Annotated in this window: 17 protein-coding genes; 10 read left to right on the plus strand and 7 right to left on the minus strand. The window is 61.6% G+C overall.

What is annotated here, in order from left to right:
• Nucleotides 1-54: 54 nt before the first annotated feature.
• Nucleotides 55-1623: a SulP family inorganic anion transporter gene (locus FBY10_RS26680; RefSeq protein ID WP_145338367.1), complete on the plus strand. Its 1569-nt coding sequence runs from the start codon at nt 55-57 to the stop codon at nt 1621-1623.
• 23 nt (nt 1624-1646) lie between these two features.
• On the opposite strand, the gene aroE is transcribed toward FBY10_RS26680, so the two are convergent.
• Both aroE and hemF read right to left on the minus strand, forming a co-directional pair.
• Entirely contained in the window at nt 1647-2465 is an 819-nt protein-coding gene (gene aroE / locus FBY10_RS26685) for a shikimate dehydrogenase (RefSeq protein WP_145338368.1), read from the minus strand.
• Nucleotides 2465-3397: an oxygen-dependent coproporphyrinogen oxidase gene (gene hemF, locus FBY10_RS26690; protein ID WP_145338369.1), complete on the minus strand. Its 933-nt coding sequence runs from the start codon at nt 3395-3397 to the stop codon at nt 2465-2467. The genes aroE and hemF overlap by 1 nt, the downstream gene beginning before the upstream one ends.
• Nucleotides 3398-3557: 160 nt before the next feature.
• Here hemF and FBY10_RS26695 point away from each other — a divergent pair, with 160 nt between their 5' ends.
• Entirely contained in the window at nt 3558-4535 is a 978-nt protein-coding gene (locus FBY10_RS26695) for a quinone oxidoreductase (RefSeq protein ID WP_131699614.1), read from the plus strand.
• Between the two features lie 102 nt (nt 4536-4637).
• Here the strand turns inward: FBY10_RS26695 and FBY10_RS26700 are convergent, their stop codons facing one another.
• The 3 genes from FBY10_RS26700 to FBY10_RS26710 form a co-directional block, all read right to left on the minus strand.
• Nucleotides 4638-5195 carry an L-threonylcarbamoyladenylate synthase gene (locus FBY10_RS26700; RefSeq protein WP_027608149.1) on the minus strand — a complete coding sequence of 186 codons (558 nt, stop codon included), beginning with the start codon at nt 5193-5195 and terminating at the stop codon, nt 4638-4640.
• Nucleotides 5196-5270: 75 nt separating this feature from the next.
• Nucleotides 5271-6374 (minus strand): DNA-processing protein DprA, encoded by a 1104-nt coding sequence (dprA, locus tag FBY10_RS26705; protein WP_131699615.1) that lies wholly within the window; start codon nt 6372-6374, stop codon nt 5271-5273.
• Nucleotides 6375-6437: 63 nt separating this feature from the next.
• Nucleotides 6438-7214: a peptidoglycan-binding protein gene (locus FBY10_RS26710; RefSeq protein WP_145338370.1), complete on the minus strand. Its 777-nt coding sequence runs from the start codon at nt 7212-7214 to the stop codon at nt 6438-6440.
• Nucleotides 7215-7350: 136 nt separating this feature from the next.
• On the opposite strand from FBY10_RS26710, the gene def reads away from it, so the two are divergent.
• The 5 genes from def (at nt 7351) to FBY10_RS26735 (ending at nt 11913) form a co-directional block, all read left to right on the plus strand.
• A complete protein-coding gene (gene def, locus FBY10_RS26715; protein ID WP_053127413.1) occupies nt 7351-7857 on the plus strand; it encodes a peptide deformylase in 507 nt (168 codons plus the stop codon).
• Nucleotides 7858-7926: 69 nt separating this feature from the next.
• Nucleotides 7927-8880, plus strand: coding sequence for a methionyl-tRNA formyltransferase (gene fmt / locus FBY10_RS26720; protein WP_131699617.1), 954 nt, complete (start codon nt 7927-7929; stop codon nt 8878-8880).
• Nucleotides 8877-10187, plus strand: coding sequence for a 16S rRNA (cytosine(967)-C(5))-methyltransferase RsmB (gene rsmB / locus FBY10_RS26725; RefSeq protein WP_131699618.1), 1311 nt, complete (start codon nt 8877-8879; stop codon nt 10185-10187). Before fmt ends, rsmB begins: the two co-directional genes overlap by 4 nt.
• 22 nt (nt 10188-10209) lie before the next feature.
• The gene (gene trkA / locus FBY10_RS26730) at nt 10210-11583 is read left to right on the plus strand and encodes a Trk system potassium transporter TrkA (protein ID WP_131699619.1); all 1374 of its coding nucleotides are present in this window, start codon (nt 10210-10212) and stop codon (nt 11581-11583) included.
• Between the two features lie 18 nt (nt 11584-11601).
• The gene (locus FBY10_RS26735; RefSeq protein WP_131699620.1) at nt 11602-11913 is read left to right on the plus strand and encodes a lipopolysaccharide assembly protein LapB; all 312 of its coding nucleotides are present in this window, start codon (nt 11602-11604) and stop codon (nt 11911-11913) included.
• A 123-nt stretch (nt 11914-12036) separates the two neighbouring features.
• On the opposite strand, the gene FBY10_RS26740 is transcribed toward FBY10_RS26735, so the two are convergent.
• Both FBY10_RS26740 and FBY10_RS26745 read right to left on the minus strand, forming a co-directional pair.
• On the minus strand, nt 12037-12924 hold the full coding sequence (locus tag FBY10_RS26740; RefSeq protein ID WP_145338371.1) for a lysophospholipid acyltransferase: 888 nt from the start codon (nt 12922-12924) through the stop codon (nt 12037-12039).
• Between the two features lie 40 nt (nt 12925-12964).
• Nucleotides 12965-13522 (minus strand): DNA-3-methyladenine glycosylase I, encoded by a 558-nt coding sequence (locus FBY10_RS26745; protein ID WP_145338372.1) that lies wholly within the window; start codon nt 13520-13522, stop codon nt 12965-12967.
• An 81-nt stretch (nt 13523-13603) separates the two neighbouring features.
• Between FBY10_RS26745 and glyQ the strand changes: the two genes are divergently transcribed.
• Genes glyQ through gmhB form a run of 3 tightly spaced genes read left to right on the plus strand, consistent with a single transcriptional unit; the run spans nt 13604 to nt 17147 of the window.
• Nucleotides 13604-14557, plus strand: a complete 954-nt coding sequence (gene glyQ, locus FBY10_RS26750; RefSeq protein WP_003187265.1) for a glycine--tRNA ligase subunit alpha — start codon at nt 13604-13606, stop codon at nt 14555-14557.
• Nucleotides 14554-16608, plus strand: a complete 2055-nt coding sequence (glyS, locus tag FBY10_RS26755; RefSeq protein WP_145338373.1) for a glycine--tRNA ligase subunit beta — start codon at nt 14554-14556, stop codon at nt 16606-16608. Before glyQ ends, glyS begins: the two co-directional genes overlap by 4 nt.
• Nucleotides 16608-17147 carry a D-glycero-beta-D-manno-heptose 1,7-bisphosphate 7-phosphatase gene (gene gmhB, locus FBY10_RS26760; RefSeq protein ID WP_178116801.1) on the plus strand — a complete coding sequence of 180 codons (540 nt, stop codon included), beginning with the start codon at nt 16608-16610 and terminating at the stop codon, nt 17145-17147. Before glyS ends, gmhB begins: the two co-directional genes overlap by 1 nt.

A 17147-nucleotide genomic window follows, 5' to 3' on the forward strand; every position in this document is an offset into this window, starting at 1 on the left:
CAAGGACCCGTGTGTACTGATACCCTGAGTCAAACCTTTTCAGCCGAGTTATAAATGCCCCGGCCCAACCGCCATACACTCTTCCCCTTCCTCAGTTGGCTTGCGCGCCAGACGCGCGCCAGCGTCGGCCGGGACGCGCTGGTCGGCCTCAGCGGCGCCGTGCTCGCGCTGCCCCAATCGATTGCCTACGCGCTGATCGCCGGTCTCCCACCAGAGTACGGTCTGTACGCCGCGATCATCCCGGTGCTGATCGCGTGCCTGTGGGGTTCATCCTGGCACCTGATCTGTGGCCCCACGGCGGCGATTTCCATCGTGCTGTACGCCAGCGTCAGCCCATTGGCCGTGCCGGGGTCTCAGGACTACATCACCCTGATCCTGTTGCTGACATTCCTGGCCGGGGTGTTCCAGTGGCTGCTGGGCATGCTGCGCTTTGGTGCGTTGGTGAACTTCGTCTCGCATTCGGTGGTGCTGGGTTTCACCTTGGGCGCCGCCGTGGTGATTGCCCTGGGGCAGCTGCCTAATCTGCTGGGCCTGGATTTACCGAGCCAGGCCACCGCGATCAATAGCCTGCTGGCGCTGATCGACCACGCTGGCGAGTGGGACCACGCATCCCTTGCCCTTGGGCTCGGTACTTTGCTGGTGGGCGCACTGCTCAAATACCTTGTGCCTCGCTGGCCAACGCTGCTGATCGCCCTGGGCTTGGGCAGCCTGGCAGCCTGGCTGTGGCCGGGGGCGTTCGGGCATGTGGCGCTGGTCAGCTCGTTTATCGGCAAGCTGCCGCCGTTCAGCCCGTTGCCGCTGGATCTGGACATGATCCTGCGCCTGCTGCCCAGCGCCGTTGCGGTGGGCATGCTCGGGCTGGTGACCAGCCTGTCGATTGCGCGTTCGCTGTCGGCACGCTCGCAACAATTGCTTGATGCCAACCAGGAAGTTCGTGCGCAGGGTTTATCCAACATCGTTGGCGGATTTTTCTCCGGGTATCTGTCGGCAGGGTCCTTCACCCGCTCCGGCCTCAGCTATGAGGCAGGCGCCTGTTCGCCGCTGGCAGGGGTATTTTCCGCATTATGGGTGGCCTTGTTTGCGCTGTTTGGCGCCGCACTGATCGCGCATATTCCCATCCCGAGCATGGCCGCCAGCATCTTGCTGATTTCCTGGGGCCTGGTGGATCGGCGGGGTATTCGTGCGTTGTTCCGCGTGAGCCGTGCAGAATTCGTGGTGATGAGCCTGACCTGTGTCGCCACCTTGCTGCTTGAGTTGCAAACGGCGATTTATGCGGGCGTGTTGGCGTCGTTGTTTTTCTACCTCAAGCGCACCTCACAGCCACGGGTTCAACAATGGCGTGATGGAGAAGAGGATGTGCTGCGGGTGGGCGGGTCGATCTTCTTTGGCGCCAGCCATTACCTGCAAGTGCGCCTGCAAAGCTTGCAGGGTGAGCGGGTGGTGATCGAGGCGCAGCAGATCAACTTTATCGACTATTCCGGGGTGGAGATGCTGCACCAGGAGGCGCGTCGCCTTAGGGGGCTGGGCCGTAGCCTGACATTGCGCCGCGCCAGGCCGCAAGTCGTCGAGGAGTTGAGAAAACTTGAGGGGGCCGACAACTGCCCCATTCATTTCGAAGACTGAATACCCCCCCATTTTGTTTAGTGTCAGGCCAACTGCCGGCGCAGTTCAGCCAACACCGGCGCCGAATCCGGGCGCACACCGCGCCACAGGAAGAACGCTTCAGCCGCTTGCTCCACCAGCATGCCCAGGCCATCCATCGCCACGGCTGCGCCTTGCTCGTTGGCCCAACGGCAGAACGCAGTCGGTTCCTTGGCGTACATCATGTCGTAGCAAAACGTGTTGCCCGGTTCGATCAGGCTGCCGGCAATCGGCGGTACATCACCTGATAGGCTGGCGGACGTGGCATTGATGATCACGTCCACCGGCTCACGCAGCCAGTCGAAACCACTGGCAGACACCGGGCCCAGGTCGTCGAACAGCTCGGCGAGCAATTCGGCTTTTTCCACGGTGCGGTTGGCGATGATCAACGAAGCGGGCCGTTCAGCCAGCAACGGCTCCAACGCGCCCCTTACCGCGCCACCCGCGCCCAGCAACAGGATGCGTTTGCCTTGCAGATTCAAGCCGGCGTTTACCGTCAGGTCACGTACCAGGCCGGCGCCGTCGGTGTTGTCGCCGAGCAACGTGCCGTCAGCCAGTTTGCTCAAGGTGTTCACCGCCCCGGCACGCTGGGCGCGTTCGGTGAGGCTGTTGGCCAGGCGGTAGGCGTCTTCCTTGAACGGCACGGTAACGTTGGCACCTCGGCCCTGTTGGAAAAACTCACGGGCACAGCCAGTGAAATCCTCCAGGGGCGCGAGCAAGGTGCTGTAGTCCAGTTGCTCGCCGGTCTGCTCAGCGAACATACGGTGAATCAGCGGCGACTTGCTGTGGCCGATGGGGTTGCCGAACACCACATAATGATCCATCAGACATCCGCCTTGGGCGCGGCGACGCCCAGCCAGTCGCGGTCTTGCAGGAAGTAGTCGGTGAGGCGCGCTTCTTCGCTGCCGGCCTCGGCTTTCCAGTCGTAGCTCCAGCGCACTTGGGGCGGCAGCGACATCAGGATCGACTCGGTACGGCCGCCAGATTGCAGGCCGAACAAAGTGCCACGGTCATAGACCAGGTTGAATTCCACGTAACGGCCGCGACGGAATTCCTGGAACTGGCGTTGCTGTTCGGTATAAGCGCTGGCTTTGCGGCGCTGCACAATCGGCAGGTAGGCGTCGATGTAGGCATCGCCGATGGCGCGGATAAACGCGAAGCAGGTGTCGAAGTCCCACTCGTTCAAGTCATCGAAGAACAGGCCGCCGATGCCACGGGGCTCGTTGCGGTGCTTGATGTGGAAGTAGGTATCGCACCAGGCCTTGTAGCGCGAGTAAACGTCCGGGCCAAAGGGCGCGCAGGCCTGCTCGGCCACGCGGTGCCAGTGAATGCAGTCTTCTTCGTTGCCGTAGTAGGGCGTGAGGTCGAAGCCGCCGCCGAACCACCACACCGGCTCTTCGCCTTCTTTTTCGGCGATGAAAAAACGCACGTTGGCGTGGGACGTCGGCACGTGCGGGTTGTGCGGATGAATCACCAGCGACACGCCCAGGGCTTCAAAGCCGCGACCGGCCAGTTCAGGGCGATGCGCACTGGCTGACGGAGGAAGGCCGCTGCCGAATACGTGGGAAAAGTTAACGCCGCCCTTTTCGATGACCGAACCGTTTTCGATCACACGGGTGCGACCGCCACCGCCGGCAGGCCGGGTCCAGGCGTCTTCGATAAAGCGAGTGTCCGTCTCGAAGGTTTCCAGGGCGCTGCAAATGCGGTCTTGCAGGTCGAGCAGGTAGGCCTTTACAGCCTCGGTGCGGGTAGTCATGGCATCACCTTGAATCGGGCAAAGCTACGCGAGGCCGTGGGGCGTCGGCGGCAAATGGGCGCACAGGATACCACCGCACTCCATGTCGCCACAGTTGACGAAGATCAAGCTTAGGAGTCCGATAGGGAGCTACGCGAGATCGACCCAAGGAGATGTGCAGATGGCCAAACGTATCCAGTTCAGCGCCCATGGCGGCCCCGACGTACTTGAATATGTGGACTACACACCGGCAGAGCCGGGCCCGCAGCAGGTTCGAGTGCGTAACGAGGCGATTGGCCTGAACTTCATCGATACCTATTTCCGCAGCGGCCTTTACGCGCCGCCGGCCCTGCCATCGGGGTTGGGCGCAGAAGGCGCCGGCGTGGTTGATGCGGTGGGCAGCCAAGTCACGCAATTTAAAGTCGGTGACCGCGTGGCCTACGGCAGTGGCCCGCTCGGGGCCTACAGCGAATTGCACGTGCTGCCCGCCGCCAACCTGGTGCACCTGCCGGACGACATCAGCTTCGAACAAGCCGCCGGTGCCATGCTCAAGGGCCTCACCGTGCAATACCTGCTGCGCCAGACCTATGAGCTGAAAGCTGGCGAGACCATCCTGTTCCACGCCGCTGCTGGTGGCGTGGGCTCCCTGGCCTGCCAATGGGCCAAGGCACTGGGCGTGAAGCTGATCGGCACCGTCAGCTCGCCAGAGAAAGCCGCCCTGGCCAAATCCCTCGGCGCGTGGGAAACCATCGACTACAGCAAGGAAAACGTCGCACAACGCGTGCTGGAATTGACCGACGGCAAAAAGGTGCCCGTGGTGTACGACGGTGTCGGCAAGGACACCTGGCTGACCTCATTGGACAGCGTGGCACCACGTGGTCTGGTGGTGAGCTTCGGCAATGCTTCGGGCGCGGTGGATGGGGTGAACCTGGGGATACTCGCGGCCAAAGGCTCGCTGTACGTAACACGGCCGACCCTGGCGACCTACGCCAACAACCCGGCGAACTTGCAGATGATGGCGGATGATCTGTTTTCGATGATCAAGAGCGGCAAGGTGCGCATTGATATCAACCAGCGGTATTCGCTGGCAGACGCGGCGAAGGCACAGACGGAGTTGTCGGGGCGGCGTACCACTGGGTCGACAATTCTGTTGCCTTGAGGGAATCTTCGGGGGCAAGCGCCTCCCACATTTGACCGTGTTGTCATGACGGACGCGGTTCAATGTGGGAGGTCGCTTGCCCGCGATGGATGCGACGCGGTCTCAGGAAGGCCGCACCACCTCACCCGTTGCCAAATCACGAATCAGGCTCGGGTTCTTGCGCCCACCCAAGGCACCACCCAAAACCAAATCCACCTGCCCGCGGAAATACTGCTCCACACGAATCCGCGTGCGTGCCGCCGGGCGGCCCTGGGGGTTGGCTGAGGTAGAAATCAACGGTCCCACCAGCGCGCACAAATCCCGCACCAGTGGATGATCGCTCACCCGCAGCGCCACCGTGTCGTGCACACCGGTGACCCATTCCGGCAACAAATCCTGATGCGGTACCAGCCAGGTATTCGGCCCAGGCCAGGTGCTGGCCATACGTTCGATCCAGGTATCCGGGAAGTCTTCGAACAGAAAGTCGAACTGGCGAATATTGTCTGCCACCAGGATCAGGCCCTTGTCCACTGAACGGTTCTTGATCGCCAGCAGCCGATCCACCGCCTCTTCGTTCCAAGGATCACAGCCCAAGCCCCAGACCGCTTCGGTTGGATAGGCAATCACCGCGCCTGCGCGAATTTCTCGTGCGGCTTCCAGCACACGCCACCTGTTGACCATTGTTTACTCTCCGGACTAAAGCTCTGGGCAGTTTACCGATCTTCTTTACAAAACCTAGTTCCAAAAAACCGGCCGCTACAAAAGCTGGTGACGCGCAAGCCAGCGCCCGCTTTCGCAGATCACCTGGCCTTCAAGCTCCAACTCCGTGAGGGTCGCCAGCACCTGGGCCAACGAGCGCCCGCTGGCAATCGCCAGGGCTTCGCTGGTATGGGGTGCCGCGTGCAGCAGCGCCACCAAAGGATGTATGACGGGCATCGGCGCCGGGCGCGACAATGCCTGCCAGCCACGCAAACCTTCGAGGATGTGTTCAATGGTCTCCACCAGCATCGCGCCATCACGGATCAACTGGTGACAGCCCTTGGCTCCGGGATGATGGATGGAGCCCGGGATCGCATACACCTCTCGCCCTTGCTCGGCCGCAAGCTTGGCAGTGATCAGCGAGCCGCTGGCCATGCTGGCTTCCACCACCAGCACGCCCAGGGATAGGCCGCTGATGATGCGGTTGCGCCGAGGAAAGTTACCGGCCTGGGGCGCGGCGTCCAGCGGAAACTCAGAAACCACGGCGCTGCCCTGGGCAATCATCGCCGCCGCAAGCCGCCGATGGCGCTGTGGATAAAGATTTTCCAGGCCCGTGCCGAGTACACCGATTGTATGCCCCCCCACATCCAACGCTGCTTGATGGGCCGCACCGTCGATACCCAGCGCAAGGCCACTGGTGATGACAAAACCGGCGCTCGCCAGGCTGCGGGAAAATGCAGCGGCCGTGTCCATGCCGGGGCGGGACGCACGGCGGCTGCCGACCATCGCCAGTTGCGGTTTTTCCAGGATCCCGGGGTCGCCGGCGACGAATAAAAGTGGCGGGGCGTCGTCTATCTGGGCGAGCAGTGCCGGGTACTCAGGTTGGTCCCACATCAGCAAATGCTGGCCCTGACGCTCCAACCATGCCAATGCCTCACTGGCACCGTCGCGAATTTCATGGCTACGTCGGGCATCGGCGCTGATGGGCGGCAATCCCAGAGAACGCCAGGCACTGGCAGGGGCACTGATGGCCTTTGAGGCACTACCGAACGCTTCGATTAACAACCTAAAACGCTTCGGGCCTACTTCCGGCAGCCTGTGCAAGCGTAGGCGGGCTTCCAGTTCTGAAGGGGAAATTTCACTGCTGTTTATCGGAAACATCTGATCATCCTTGACCGGAACAAGCTGTGGATAACTCTGTTGGTAACTTATTTAGCAGGCTATTTATTGCGCTTGAGGGGCAGTCTCGAAACGGTCCGTTATCGCCAGTGCGCGCGAGGCACTGAGGACCAGGCCGTAGCTGAGCTTTTCGTAGGTGCGAAACACCAGCAGGGTGCCGGCACGCTCATCGGGAAGCTTCACCGGAGCGCCAGTGAGGGTGTCGCGTACGGTGCCGCCGGTTTTGATAACGCTCAGCAACTGGCCTTCGACCAGCCCCTCGCGACGACCTTTATTCAGGGTCACGGCGTCCAGTACGCCGATATGGGTGACGCCTTTGGGAACGTCGATGATGTGTCCTTCTATAAAAGGCACGGGCTTCGACCGTTCTACGCGGTCCAGTGCGACAGGCGGTTGAGCACGGAGCAAACGGTCACCGGGGCGTACTTCCTGGGTCACGCGCTGCAGGGCCAGGGTGCTCAGGTCGCCAGCCGTCACAAACCGTGCGGTGCCGATGTCGTCGGCGTTGATCCCCAACAGCTCCCGGGTTTGCGGATCGGTGTAGACCTTGCCTCGGCGAAAGATCCCGTAGCTTGGCTGGGCCGGGTCCAACACGCCCCTGGCGTATACACGCTCACCCTGGGCGCCCAATACCCGACCTGCATCCGCCGCGACGACGTAGGGCGCGTTGTCCAAGTCCATGGGAGTATCGAGAATGCGATTGTGTAACAAGAAACGTTGAATGGCCTGTTGCGTCGCTTGATCCAGCCGCGGGCCGGGTTGTGGAAGCAGGGCCATGGCGAACGGGGCCCATAGCAGCAAGACGAGTAGCGATTTCCTCATGGGGTGAATCTCCTTTATTATGTGCGTTCGCGTGAAATGCCACAGCCTTCGCGGCTTTCGGGCGTTTCACACCGGCCGTATGGGTCCATTCCCACCGCCGATTTGCCTCTACCTCACATGTGCAGCAATTACGCTTATGGCTATTTTGAACATCCTCGAATTCCCCGACTCGCGCCTGCGCACAATCGCCAAGCCGGTGGCCGTAGTGGACGACAAGGTTCGTCAGCTGGTCGATGACATGTTTGAAACAATGTATGAAGCCCCGGGTATTGGCCTCGCCGCGACCCAGGTCAACGTGCATCAGCGCGTCGTGGTCATGGACCTGTCGGAAGATCGCAGCGAACCACGGGTGTACATCAACCCCGAGTTCGAACCGCTGACCGACGAGATGGGCGAATACCAGGAAGGTTGCCTGTCGGTGCCGGAGTTCTACGAGAACGTCGAACGGCCATTGCGCGTGAAGATCAAGGCCCTGGACCGCGACGGCAAGCCGTTCGAACTGATCGCCGAAGGCCTGCTGGCCGTGTGCATCCAGCACGAATGCGACCACCTCAACGGCAAGCTGTTTGTCGATTACCTGTCCACGCTCAAACGCGACCGGATCAAGAAGAAGCTGGAAAAAAAGCATCGCCAGCAAGCTTGATGCCCTCCTTCCAAAGGCTTGCTGCGGCAAGCCTTTTTCTTTTGTGACTGCTTTTAACCGAGACTTCCCATGACCGAGCCATTGCGCATTGTTTTTGCCGGCACGCCTGAATTTGCCGCCGAACACCTCAAGGCCCTGCTTGCCAGCCCTTATGACATCGTCGCGGTGTACACCCAGCCGGACCGCCCGGCCGGTCGCGGGCAAAAACTAATGCCGAGCCCGGTCAAGCAGTTGGCGCTGGAACACAACATCCCCGTGCTGCAACCGCCGACCCTGCGCAACGCCGAGGCCCAGGCTGAACTGGCGGCGCTGCAACCGGACCTGCTGGTGGTGGTGGCCTACGGTTTGATCCTGCCCCAGGTCGTGCTGGATATTCCCCGCCTGGGTTGTATCAACAGCCACGCCTCACTGCTGCCACGCTGGCGCGGTGCAGCGCCGATCCAACGTGCCGTGGAGGCAGGCGACAGCGAAAGCGGCGTGACCGTGATGCGCATGGAGGCGGGTTTGGACACCGGCCCGATGCTGCTCAAAGTCACCACCCCGATCACGGGCGCAGACACGGGTGGCAGCCTGCACGACCGCCTCGCCGAGATGGGCCCGCCCGCCGTGATTCAGGCCATTGCCGGTCTCGCTGCCGGAACCCTGCACGGTGAGGTGCAGGACGACAACCTGGCCACCTACGCCCACAAGCTGAACAAGGACGAAGCCCGCATCGACTGGAGCCGCCCGGCGGTGGAGCTGGAACGCCTGGTGCGTGCCTTCAACCCGTGGCCGATCTGCCACAGCGCCCTCAATGGCGAAGCCTTGAAAGTGTTGGCCGCGACCTTGGCCGACGGCAAAGGCGCACCCGGTGAAATCATCGGCGCCAGCAAGGACGGCCTGCTGGTCGCTTGCGGCGAACAGGCGCTGTGCCTGACCCGTCTGCAATTGCCCGGTGGCAAAGCGCTTAATTTCAGCGATTTGTACAACAGTCGACGTGAGAAATTTTCCCTGGGCACGATCCTCGGGGTGGCAGCCCAATGAACCCACGTCTGGCCGCCGCCAAGGCTCTGGCCGCCGTACTCAACGGCAAGGCTTCGCTGAACAGTTCGCTGCCCATGCAGTTGGACAAGGTCGAAGACCGCGATCGCGGTTTCACCCAAGACCTGGCCTTCGGCACCGCCCGCTGGCAACCACGGTTGTCGGCACTGGCAGCCAAGCTGCTGCAAAAGCCGTTTAAGGCGGCCGATGCTGATGTCGAGGCGCTGCTGCTGGTCGGTCTCTATCAACTGCTCTACACCCGCGTGCCGGCCCACGCCGCCATCGGTGAAACCGTCGGTTGCGCCGACAAGCTGAAAAAGCCCTGGGCCAAGGCCCTGCTCAACGCGGTACTGCGCCGCGCCCAGCGCGAAAGCGAAGCACTGCTGGCCGAGTTGGAACATGACCCGGTGGTGCGCACCGCTCACCCGCGCTGGCTGCAAAAATCCCTGAAGGCCTTCTGGCCCGAGCAATGGGAAGCCATTTGCGCGGCCAACAATGCGCACCCGCCGATGATCCTGCGGGTCAATCGTCGCCATCACAGCCGTGATGCGTATCTGCAATTGCTGACGAACGCAGGTATCAACGCCACGCCATGCGTGTACAGCACCGACGGCATCGTGCTGGAAGCGGCCACCGACGTGCGCAGCCTGCCGGGCTTCGCCGAAGGCTGGATCAGTGTGCAGGACGAAGCCGCGCAACTGGCCGCCGACCTGCTAGACCTGGCTCCCGGTCAGCGTGTACTGGACGCCTGCTGTGCTCCGGGCGGTAAGACGTGTCATATCCTCGAAGTTGAAAAGGACCTGGCCGGTGTAGTGGCTGTCGATCTGGAAGCCAAGCGCCTGGTACGCGTACGGGAGAACCTCGCACGCCTGGGCCTCAGCGCCGAGCTGATCGCCGCCGACGGCCGCGACACCGACAGCTGGTGGGACGGCAAACCGTTCCAACGCATCCTGCTCGACGCGCCGTGTTCCGCCACCGGTGTGATCCGCCGTCACCCGGACATCAAGCTCACCCGCCAACCCGACGACATCGCCGCCCTGGCGGTGCTGCAAGGTGAACTGCTCGACGCACTGTGGCCGACCCTCGAAGTCGGCGGCATCCTGCTTTACGCCACCTGCTCCACCATGCCGACCGAAAACACCGAAGTCATCCAAGCCTTCCTCGCCCGCACCAGCGGCGCGCGGGAACTGGACCTCGCCACGGCCGCCGGTATCAAGCAGCCCCATGGCCGCCAGTTACTTGCGCAGGAAAGCGGGCATGATGGTTTCTACTACGCCAAACTGATCAAGATCGCCGCCGCGCGCGGCTGAACGGGTTTAAGGGAGTGACCGGATGAAAATCATCATCCTTGGAGCAGGGCAGGTTGGCGGCACACTGGCCGAACATTTGGCCGGTGAAGCCAATGACATCACCGTGGTCGACACCGATGCCGAGCGCCTGCGCAACCTGGGCGACCGCCTGGACATCCGCACTGTGCAAGGGCGTGCATCGTTTCCTACCGTGCTGCGTCAGGCGGGCGCCGACGATGCCGACATGCTGGTTGCCGTTACCAACAGCGATGAGACCAATATGGTCGCGTGCCAGGTGGCCCATACCCTGTTCCACACCCCGACCAAAATCGCCCGGGTGCGTGAAGCCGCCTACCTGACCCGCGCCGGGCTGTTTGATAACGACGCTATTCCGGTTGACGTGTTGATCAGCCCGGAACAAGTGGTGACCCATTACATCAAGCGCCTGATCGAAATTCCGGGCGCCTTGCAGGTGATCGACTTCGCTGGCGGCAAGGCGCAGTTGGTGGCTGTGAAGGCCTATTACGGTGGGCCGCTGGTGGGTCAGCAGTTGCGTCAACTGCGTGAACACATGCCGAATGTGGAAACCCGCGTAGCCGCGATTTTTCGGCGTGACCGGCCGATCCTGCCCCAGGGCGATACGGTGATCGAGGCCGATGACGAAGTATTCTTCATCGCTGCCAAAGCGAATATTCGTGCCGTTATGAGTGAAATGCGTCGGCTCGATGAGAACTACAAACGCATCGTCATCGCCGGCGGCGGACAGATTGGCGAGCGCCTGGCCGAAGCGATCGAGAGTCGTTACCAGGTGAAGATCATCGAGATGAGCCCGGCACGCTGCCGGCATTTGTCCGACACCCTGGACAGCACTGTCGTACTGCAAGGCAGCGCCTCGGACCGCGACCTGCTGATGGAAGAAAACATCGCCGACGCCGACATCTTCCTGGCCCTGACCAACGATGACGAGGCCAACATCATGTCGTCGCTGCTGGCCAAGCGGCTGGGGGCGAAGAAGGTGATGACCATCATCAACAACCCGGCCTATGTCGACCTGATCCAGGGCGGCGATATCGACATCGCCATCAGCCCGCAGCTGGCCACCATCGGTACCTTGCTCGCCCACGTGCGCCGGGGCGATATCGTCAGCGTGCACTCCCTGCGCCGGGGGGCGGCGGAGGCCATCGAGGCGATTGCCCACGGTGATTCGAAATCGAGCAAAGTGATCGGCAAGGCCATCCGCGATATAGGCCTGCCGCCGGGCACCACCATTGGCGCAATTATTCGTGATGAGGAAGTGATCATCGCCCACGACGACACGGTGATCGCCACGGGTGACCACGTGATCCTGTTCCTGGTGGATAAAAAACATATCCGCGATGTGGAGAAGTTGTTCCACGTGGGATTGAGCTTTTTCTGATCAACCGGAGTGACCGACATGCTCGAATCCCTGGAAAAAATGCTCGCCAAGGGGGTGGATAACTCGCTGCTGCGCTTTGGGCTGGGCAAGGGTTATCTGGACTTGAAGGACAATACCAAGGCGGCGGAGCATCTAGGCAAGTGCGTCGAGTTCGATCCGAAGTATTCGGCGGCGTGGAAGTTGTTGGGCAAGGCGCAGTTGGGTCAGGGTGATAGCGCCGCAGCGCGACAGGCGTGGGAGAAGGGCATCGAAGCGGCCCAGGCCCATGGCGACAAGCAGGCCGAGAAAGAGATGACGGTGTTCCTGAAGAAACTCGACCGCCAAAGCTAAGCAGATCGAAAATGTGGGAGGGGGCTTGCTCCCGATAGCGGCGGTTCAGTCAAATATGCATTGGCTGACACACTGCTATCGGGGCAAGCCCCCTCCCACATTTGGTTTGGTATTGGCTCTGGGTCAATACCACCGCTCTTCACCCGGCGGGCGTTTCTTGAAGCGCTTCATGCTCCACATGTACTGGCTCGGGTAAGCGCCGACGTAGCGCTCCACCACCTTGCTCATCGCCGCGCAGGAGGTGGCGGTGTCGGTGCTGTACATGTCTTCCGGCGCCGCTTCCAGGATCACTTTGTAGCCCGAACCGTCCGGCAGCCGCAGTGCGTGCAGGAACACCCCCACGGCCTTGTGGCCGGCGAGCATGTTCGGCACGAACTTGCTGGTGAGCGCCTGGGTGGCGAAGAACGGCACGAAGATCCCCGCGGATTCGGCCGGCTCCGGGTCGGCCGGAATACCCACCTGGCCGCCTTTGCGCACTTCCTTGATCACACTGAGGATGCCTTCCTTGGTGGACGCCGCCACGCGGTTACCCAGTTGTACGCGCTGCTTGCGCAGCAACTCATCCACCGCCTTGAGCTTGGGCGGGCGGTAAAAAATGATCGGTTTGCACTGGCTGCAATAGAAGTGGTTCAACACCTCCCAATTGCCCAGGTGGCTGGTGATGCCGACTACACCTTTGCCCGAGGCCAGAGCTTCGTGCAGCACCTCAAGGCCTTCGACTTCGCGCACCAGGTCGATGGAACGCTGGGCCGGCCAGATCCAGGCGCAGGCGCTTTCGGTCAGGGACTTGCCGATGTCCTTCAGGCTCTGGCCGACCAGGCGCTCGCGCGCGGCGGGGTCCATGTCGGGGAAGCATTTTGAGAGGTTGATCCGCACCGTTTCACGGGAGCGGTTGGGGGTTTTCCACATGACCCAGCCGATGGCCGAACCCACGGCTTGCACCGCGTGCCATGGCAGCAGGGCAAACAACCGAAGAGCGCCTACCAGCAAGGCGCCTTTAAACTTTTCCACAGGTCACTCCTGATCGTGTGTGGTGCGCAAAGCCGCCATTCTAACCGGCGTTGGCCAAGTCAGCGTAACGGTCGCAGTCCTGAGTGTGGTCCATGACCATGCCCGAGGCCTGCATGAACGCGTAACAGATGGTAGGGCCGACAAAGGTGAAGCCGGCTTTCTTGAGTGCTTTGCTCATGGCTTCAGCCTCCGGCGTAATCGCCGGGACTTCGCTGCGATCCTTGAAGTGATTGACCTTGGGCACGCCGCCGACAAACGACCAGAGCAACCCCACCGGATCTTCAAGCGCCAGCCAGGCCGCAGCGTTGCGCCGGGTGGCGTTGAGCTTGAGGCGGTTACGCACAATGCCTGGGTCGAGCATCAGTGCTTCGATCTCGGCATCGGTCAGCTGTGCCAAACGCCGGGCATCAAAACCAAACAAGACCTTTCGATAATGCTCGCGTTTGCGTAAAACGGTGATCCAGGACAGGCCCGCCTGGAACCCTTCGAGCAAAAGCAACTCGAACAAACCCTGCGCATCGCGCAGCGGCGTTCCCCACTCCTGATCGTGATAAGCCATGTACAGCGGATCTTCAGAACACCAAAAGCAGCGTGGCATAAGGCTCCAGGGGATGGTGGCGCGGCCGAATCGGGTATACTCCCGCTCTTTAAATCGCAGCCCAAGTAACAGGTGAATTTCGTGAGCCAGCCTACGCCAGCCGTGCGTACCTTCCAAGACTTGATCCTCGCCCTCCAGCAATACTGGGCCGAGCAAGGTTGTGTGGTACTTCAGCCCTACGATATGGAAGTAGGCGCCGGCACTTTCCACACCGCTACATTCCTGCGGGCCATCGGCCCGGAAACCTGGAACGCCGCTTACGTGCAGCCCAGTCGTCGACCGACTGACGGCCGCTACGGCGAAAACCCGAACCGTCTGCAGCACTACTATCAATTCCAGGTAGTCCTGAAGCCGAACCCGGACAACTTCCAGGAACTGTACCTGGGCTCGCTCAAGCACGTGGGCCTCGACCCACTGGTGCACGACATCCGTTTCGTCGAAGACAACTGGGAATCCCCAACCCTGGGCGCCTGGGGCCTGGGCTGGGAAGTCTGGCTCAACGGCATGGAAGTGACGCAATTCACTTACTTCCAGCAGGCCGGCGGCATCGAGTGCTACCCGGTGACCGGCGAGATCACCTACGGTCTTGAACGCCTGGCCATGTACCTGCAGGGCGTGGATTCGGTCTACGACCTGGTGTGGGCTGACGGCCCGTTCGGCAAAGTGACTTATGGCGATGTGTTCCACCAGAACGAAGTGGAGCAATCGACCTACAACTTCGAACACGCCAACGTCGACAAACTGTTCGAACTGTTCGACTTCTATGAAAGCGAAGCCAAGCGCCTGATCGAACTCGACCAGCCGCTGCCGTTGCCAAGCTATGAAATGGTGTTGAAGGCGTCCCATACCTTCAACCTGCTGGACGCCCGCCGTGCCATCTCGGTAACCGCGCGTCAGCAATACATCCTGCGTGTACGCACCCTGGCACGTTCCGTCGCCCAAGCCTACCTGCTGGCTCGCGCCAAGCTGGGCTTCCCGATGGCCACCCCGGACCTGCGTGATGAAGTGTTGGCTAAGCTGGAGGCTGCACAATGAGTGCTCAAGATTTCCTGGTTGAACTGGGCACCGAAGAGCTGCCACCCAAGGCACTCAATACCCTGGCCGATGCGTTCCTGGCCGGTATCGAAAAAGGCCTGCAGAGCGCTGGCCTGAAGTTTGAAGCGAAAAAAGTCTACGCCGCGCCGCGCCGCCTGGCCGTGTTGCTGACCGCGCTGGAAACCCAGCAGCCGGACCGCAGCATCAACCTCGACGGCCCACCACGCCAGGCGGCTTTCGACGCCGAAGGCAACCCGACCCAAGCCGCACTGGGCTTCGCTAAGAAGTGTGGCGTCGAGCTGAGCGAGATCGACCAGAGCGGCCCTAAACTGCGCTTCAGCCAAGTCATTACCGGCAAGCCGACCGCCAGCCTGCTACCAACCATCGTCGAAGACTCATTGAACGACCTGCCTATCCCCAAGCGCATGCGCTGGGGTGCTCGCAAGGAAGAGTTCGTGCGCCCAACCCAGTGGCTGGTGATGCTGCTCGGTGACCAGGTTATCGACTGCACCATACTGGCCCAAAAGGCTGGCCGTGATTCCCGTGGTCATCGCTTCCATCACCCGCAAAGCGTGCGCATCACCTCGCCGGCCAACTACCTCGACGACTTGCGCGCCGCCTATGTGCTGGCCGACGCCAATGAGCGTCGCGAGCTGATCAGCAAGCGCACCGAAGAACTGGCCCGACTGCAGGAAGGCACCGCCATCGTGCCGCCCAGCCTGCTCGATGAAGTGACCGCGTTGGTTGAATGGCCGGTACCGCTGGTGTGCTCGTTCGAGGAACGTTTCCTCGATGTACCGCAGGAAGCGCTGATCACCACCATGCAGGACAACCAGAAGTATTTCTGCCTGCTGGACGTTGACGGCAAGTTACTGCCGCGTTTCATCACCGTGGCCAACATCGAGAGCAAGGACCCGCAGCAGATCATCGCCGGTAACGAAAAAGTCGTGCGCCCGCGCCTGACTGACGCCGAGTTCTTCTTCAAGCAAGACAAGAAGCAGAAGCTGGAAGACTTCAACCTGCGCCTGCAGAACGTGGTGTTCCAGGAAAAACTCGGCAGCGTCTACGACAAGGCTGTGCGCGTTTCCAAGCTGGCGGCCTACATTGCCCCGCGTATTGGCGGTGATGCCGCCTGGGCTGCGCGTGCAGGCTTGCTGTCCAAGTGCGACCTGGCCACCGAGATGGTCGGCGAGTTCCCAGAGATGCAGGGCGTCGCCGGTTACTACTACGCCCTCAACGATGGCGAGGCGGACGATGTCGCGCTGGCGCTGAACGAGCAGTACATGCCGCGTGGCGCCGGCGCCGAGCTGCCGACCACCCTGACCGGTGCGGCCGTGGCCATTGCCGACAAGCTGGATACCCTGGTCGGTATCTTCGGTATCGGCATGTTGCCCACCGGTAGCAAAGACCCGTATGCCCTGCGTCGTGCGGCCCTGGGCGTGCTGCGTATCCTGATCGACAAGAAGCTGGACCTCGACCTGACCCAGGCCGTGGTGTTCGCGGTCGGCCAGTTCGGTGGCAAGGTCAAGCAAGCCGGCCTGGCCGAGCAAGTGTTGGAGTTCGTGTTCGACCGCCTGCGTGCGCGTTATGAAGACGAAGGCGTGGACGTTTCCGTCTACCTGTCGGTACGTGCCCTGCAACCGGGTTCGGCGCTGGACTTCGATCAGCGCGTACAAGCCGTACAGGCCTTCCGCAAGCTGCCGGAAGCCGATGCCCTGGCCGCCGTGAACAAGCGAGTGTCGAACCTGCTGAGCAAGGCCGAAGGCCTGGGCAACGCCGATGTCGACCCTGGCCTGTTTGCCGACGCCAAGGAGTTCTCGCTGAACTCGGCCATTGCCAAGGCAGAGAATGCAGTGAAGCCGCTGATCGCCGAACGCAATTACGCCGAAGCCTTGGCACGCCTGGCTACCTTGCGTGAGCCGGTGGATGCGTTCTTCGAAGCGGTGATGATCAATGCCGAAGATGCCGGCGTGCGGAAAAACCGCTACGCCATGCTGGCGCGTCTGCGTGGCTTGTTCGTCAACATCGCTGACATTTCGACGCTGAGCTGATCATGTTGAAACTGCTGATTCTCGATCGGGACGGGGTGATCAACTACGACTCCGACGCTTACATCAAGTCGGTGGCGGAATGGATTCCACTGCCCGGTTCGATCGAGGCCATCGCGCAGTTGAGCAAAGCCGGCTGGACGGTGGCCATCGCCACCAACCAGTCCGGTATCGCCCGTGGCTATTACGACATCGCCACCCTGGACGCCATGCACGCGCGCTTGCGCACGCTGGTGGCGGAGCAGGGCGGTGAGGTGGGGCTGGTGGTTTACTGCCCTCACGGGCCGGATGAGGGCTGCGATTGCCGCAAACCCAAACCCGGCATGTTGAAAACCATTGCAGAACATTACAAGGTGCCTTTAGCTGGGATATGGTTCGTCGGGGACAGCCTCGGTGACCTGGAGGCGGCCAAAGCCGTCGACTCTCAGCCAGTTTTGGTAAAGACCGGGAAAGGCGAAAAGACCCAGGCGAAAAACCTGCCGGTAGGCACCTTGATTTTTGACGATCTGGCGGCGGTTGCCGCAGAACTTATCAACAACTAG

Source organism: Pseudomonas sp. SJZ103 (assembly GCF_007828335.1).
Lineage (GTDB): Bacteria > Pseudomonadota > Gammaproteobacteria > Pseudomonadales > Pseudomonadaceae > Aquipseudomonas.

Bases quoted from the DNA above. Each gene is read 5' to 3' on its own strand.
- FBY10_RS26680 (WP_145338367.1), top strand. From the start codon at position 55: ATGCCCCGGCCCAACCGCCATACACTCTTCCCCTTCCTCAGTTGGCTT.
- aroE (WP_145338368.1), bottom strand. From the start codon at position 2,465: ATGGATCATTATGTGGTGTTCGGCAACCCCATCGGCCACAGCAAGTCG.
- hemF (WP_145338369.1), bottom strand. From the start codon at position 3,397: ATGACTACCCGCACCGAGGCTGTAAAGGCCTACCTGCTCGACCTGCAA.
- FBY10_RS26695 (WP_131699614.1), top strand. From the start codon at position 3,558: ATGGCCAAACGTATCCAGTTCAGCGCCCATGGCGGCCCCGACGTACTT.
- FBY10_RS26700 (WP_027608149.1), bottom strand. From the start codon at position 5,195: ATGGTCAACAGGTGGCGTGTGCTGGAAGCCGCACGAGAAATTCGCGCA.
- dprA (WP_131699615.1), bottom strand. From the start codon at position 6,374: ATGTTTCCGATAAACAGCAGTGAAATTTCCCCTTCAGAACTGGAAGCC.
- FBY10_RS26710 (WP_145338370.1), bottom strand. From the start codon at position 7,214: ATGAGGAAATCGCTACTCGTCTTGCTGCTATGGGCCCCGTTCGCCATG.
- def (WP_053127413.1), top strand. From the start codon at position 7,351: ATGGCTATTTTGAACATCCTCGAATTCCCCGACTCGCGCCTGCGCACA.
- fmt (WP_131699617.1), top strand. From the start codon at position 7,927: ATGACCGAGCCATTGCGCATTGTTTTTGCCGGCACGCCTGAATTTGCC.
- rsmB (WP_131699618.1), top strand. From the start codon at position 8,877: ATGAACCCACGTCTGGCCGCCGCCAAGGCTCTGGCCGCCGTACTCAAC.
- trkA (WP_131699619.1), top strand. From the start codon at position 10,210: ATGAAAATCATCATCCTTGGAGCAGGGCAGGTTGGCGGCACACTGGCC.
- FBY10_RS26735 (WP_131699620.1), top strand. From the start codon at position 11,602: ATGCTCGAATCCCTGGAAAAAATGCTCGCCAAGGGGGTGGATAACTCG.
- FBY10_RS26745 (WP_145338372.1), bottom strand. From the start codon at position 13,522: ATGCCACGCTGCTTTTGGTGTTCTGAAGATCCGCTGTACATGGCTTAT.
- glyS (WP_145338373.1), top strand. From the start codon at position 14,554: ATGAGTGCTCAAGATTTCCTGGTTGAACTGGGCACCGAAGAGCTGCCA.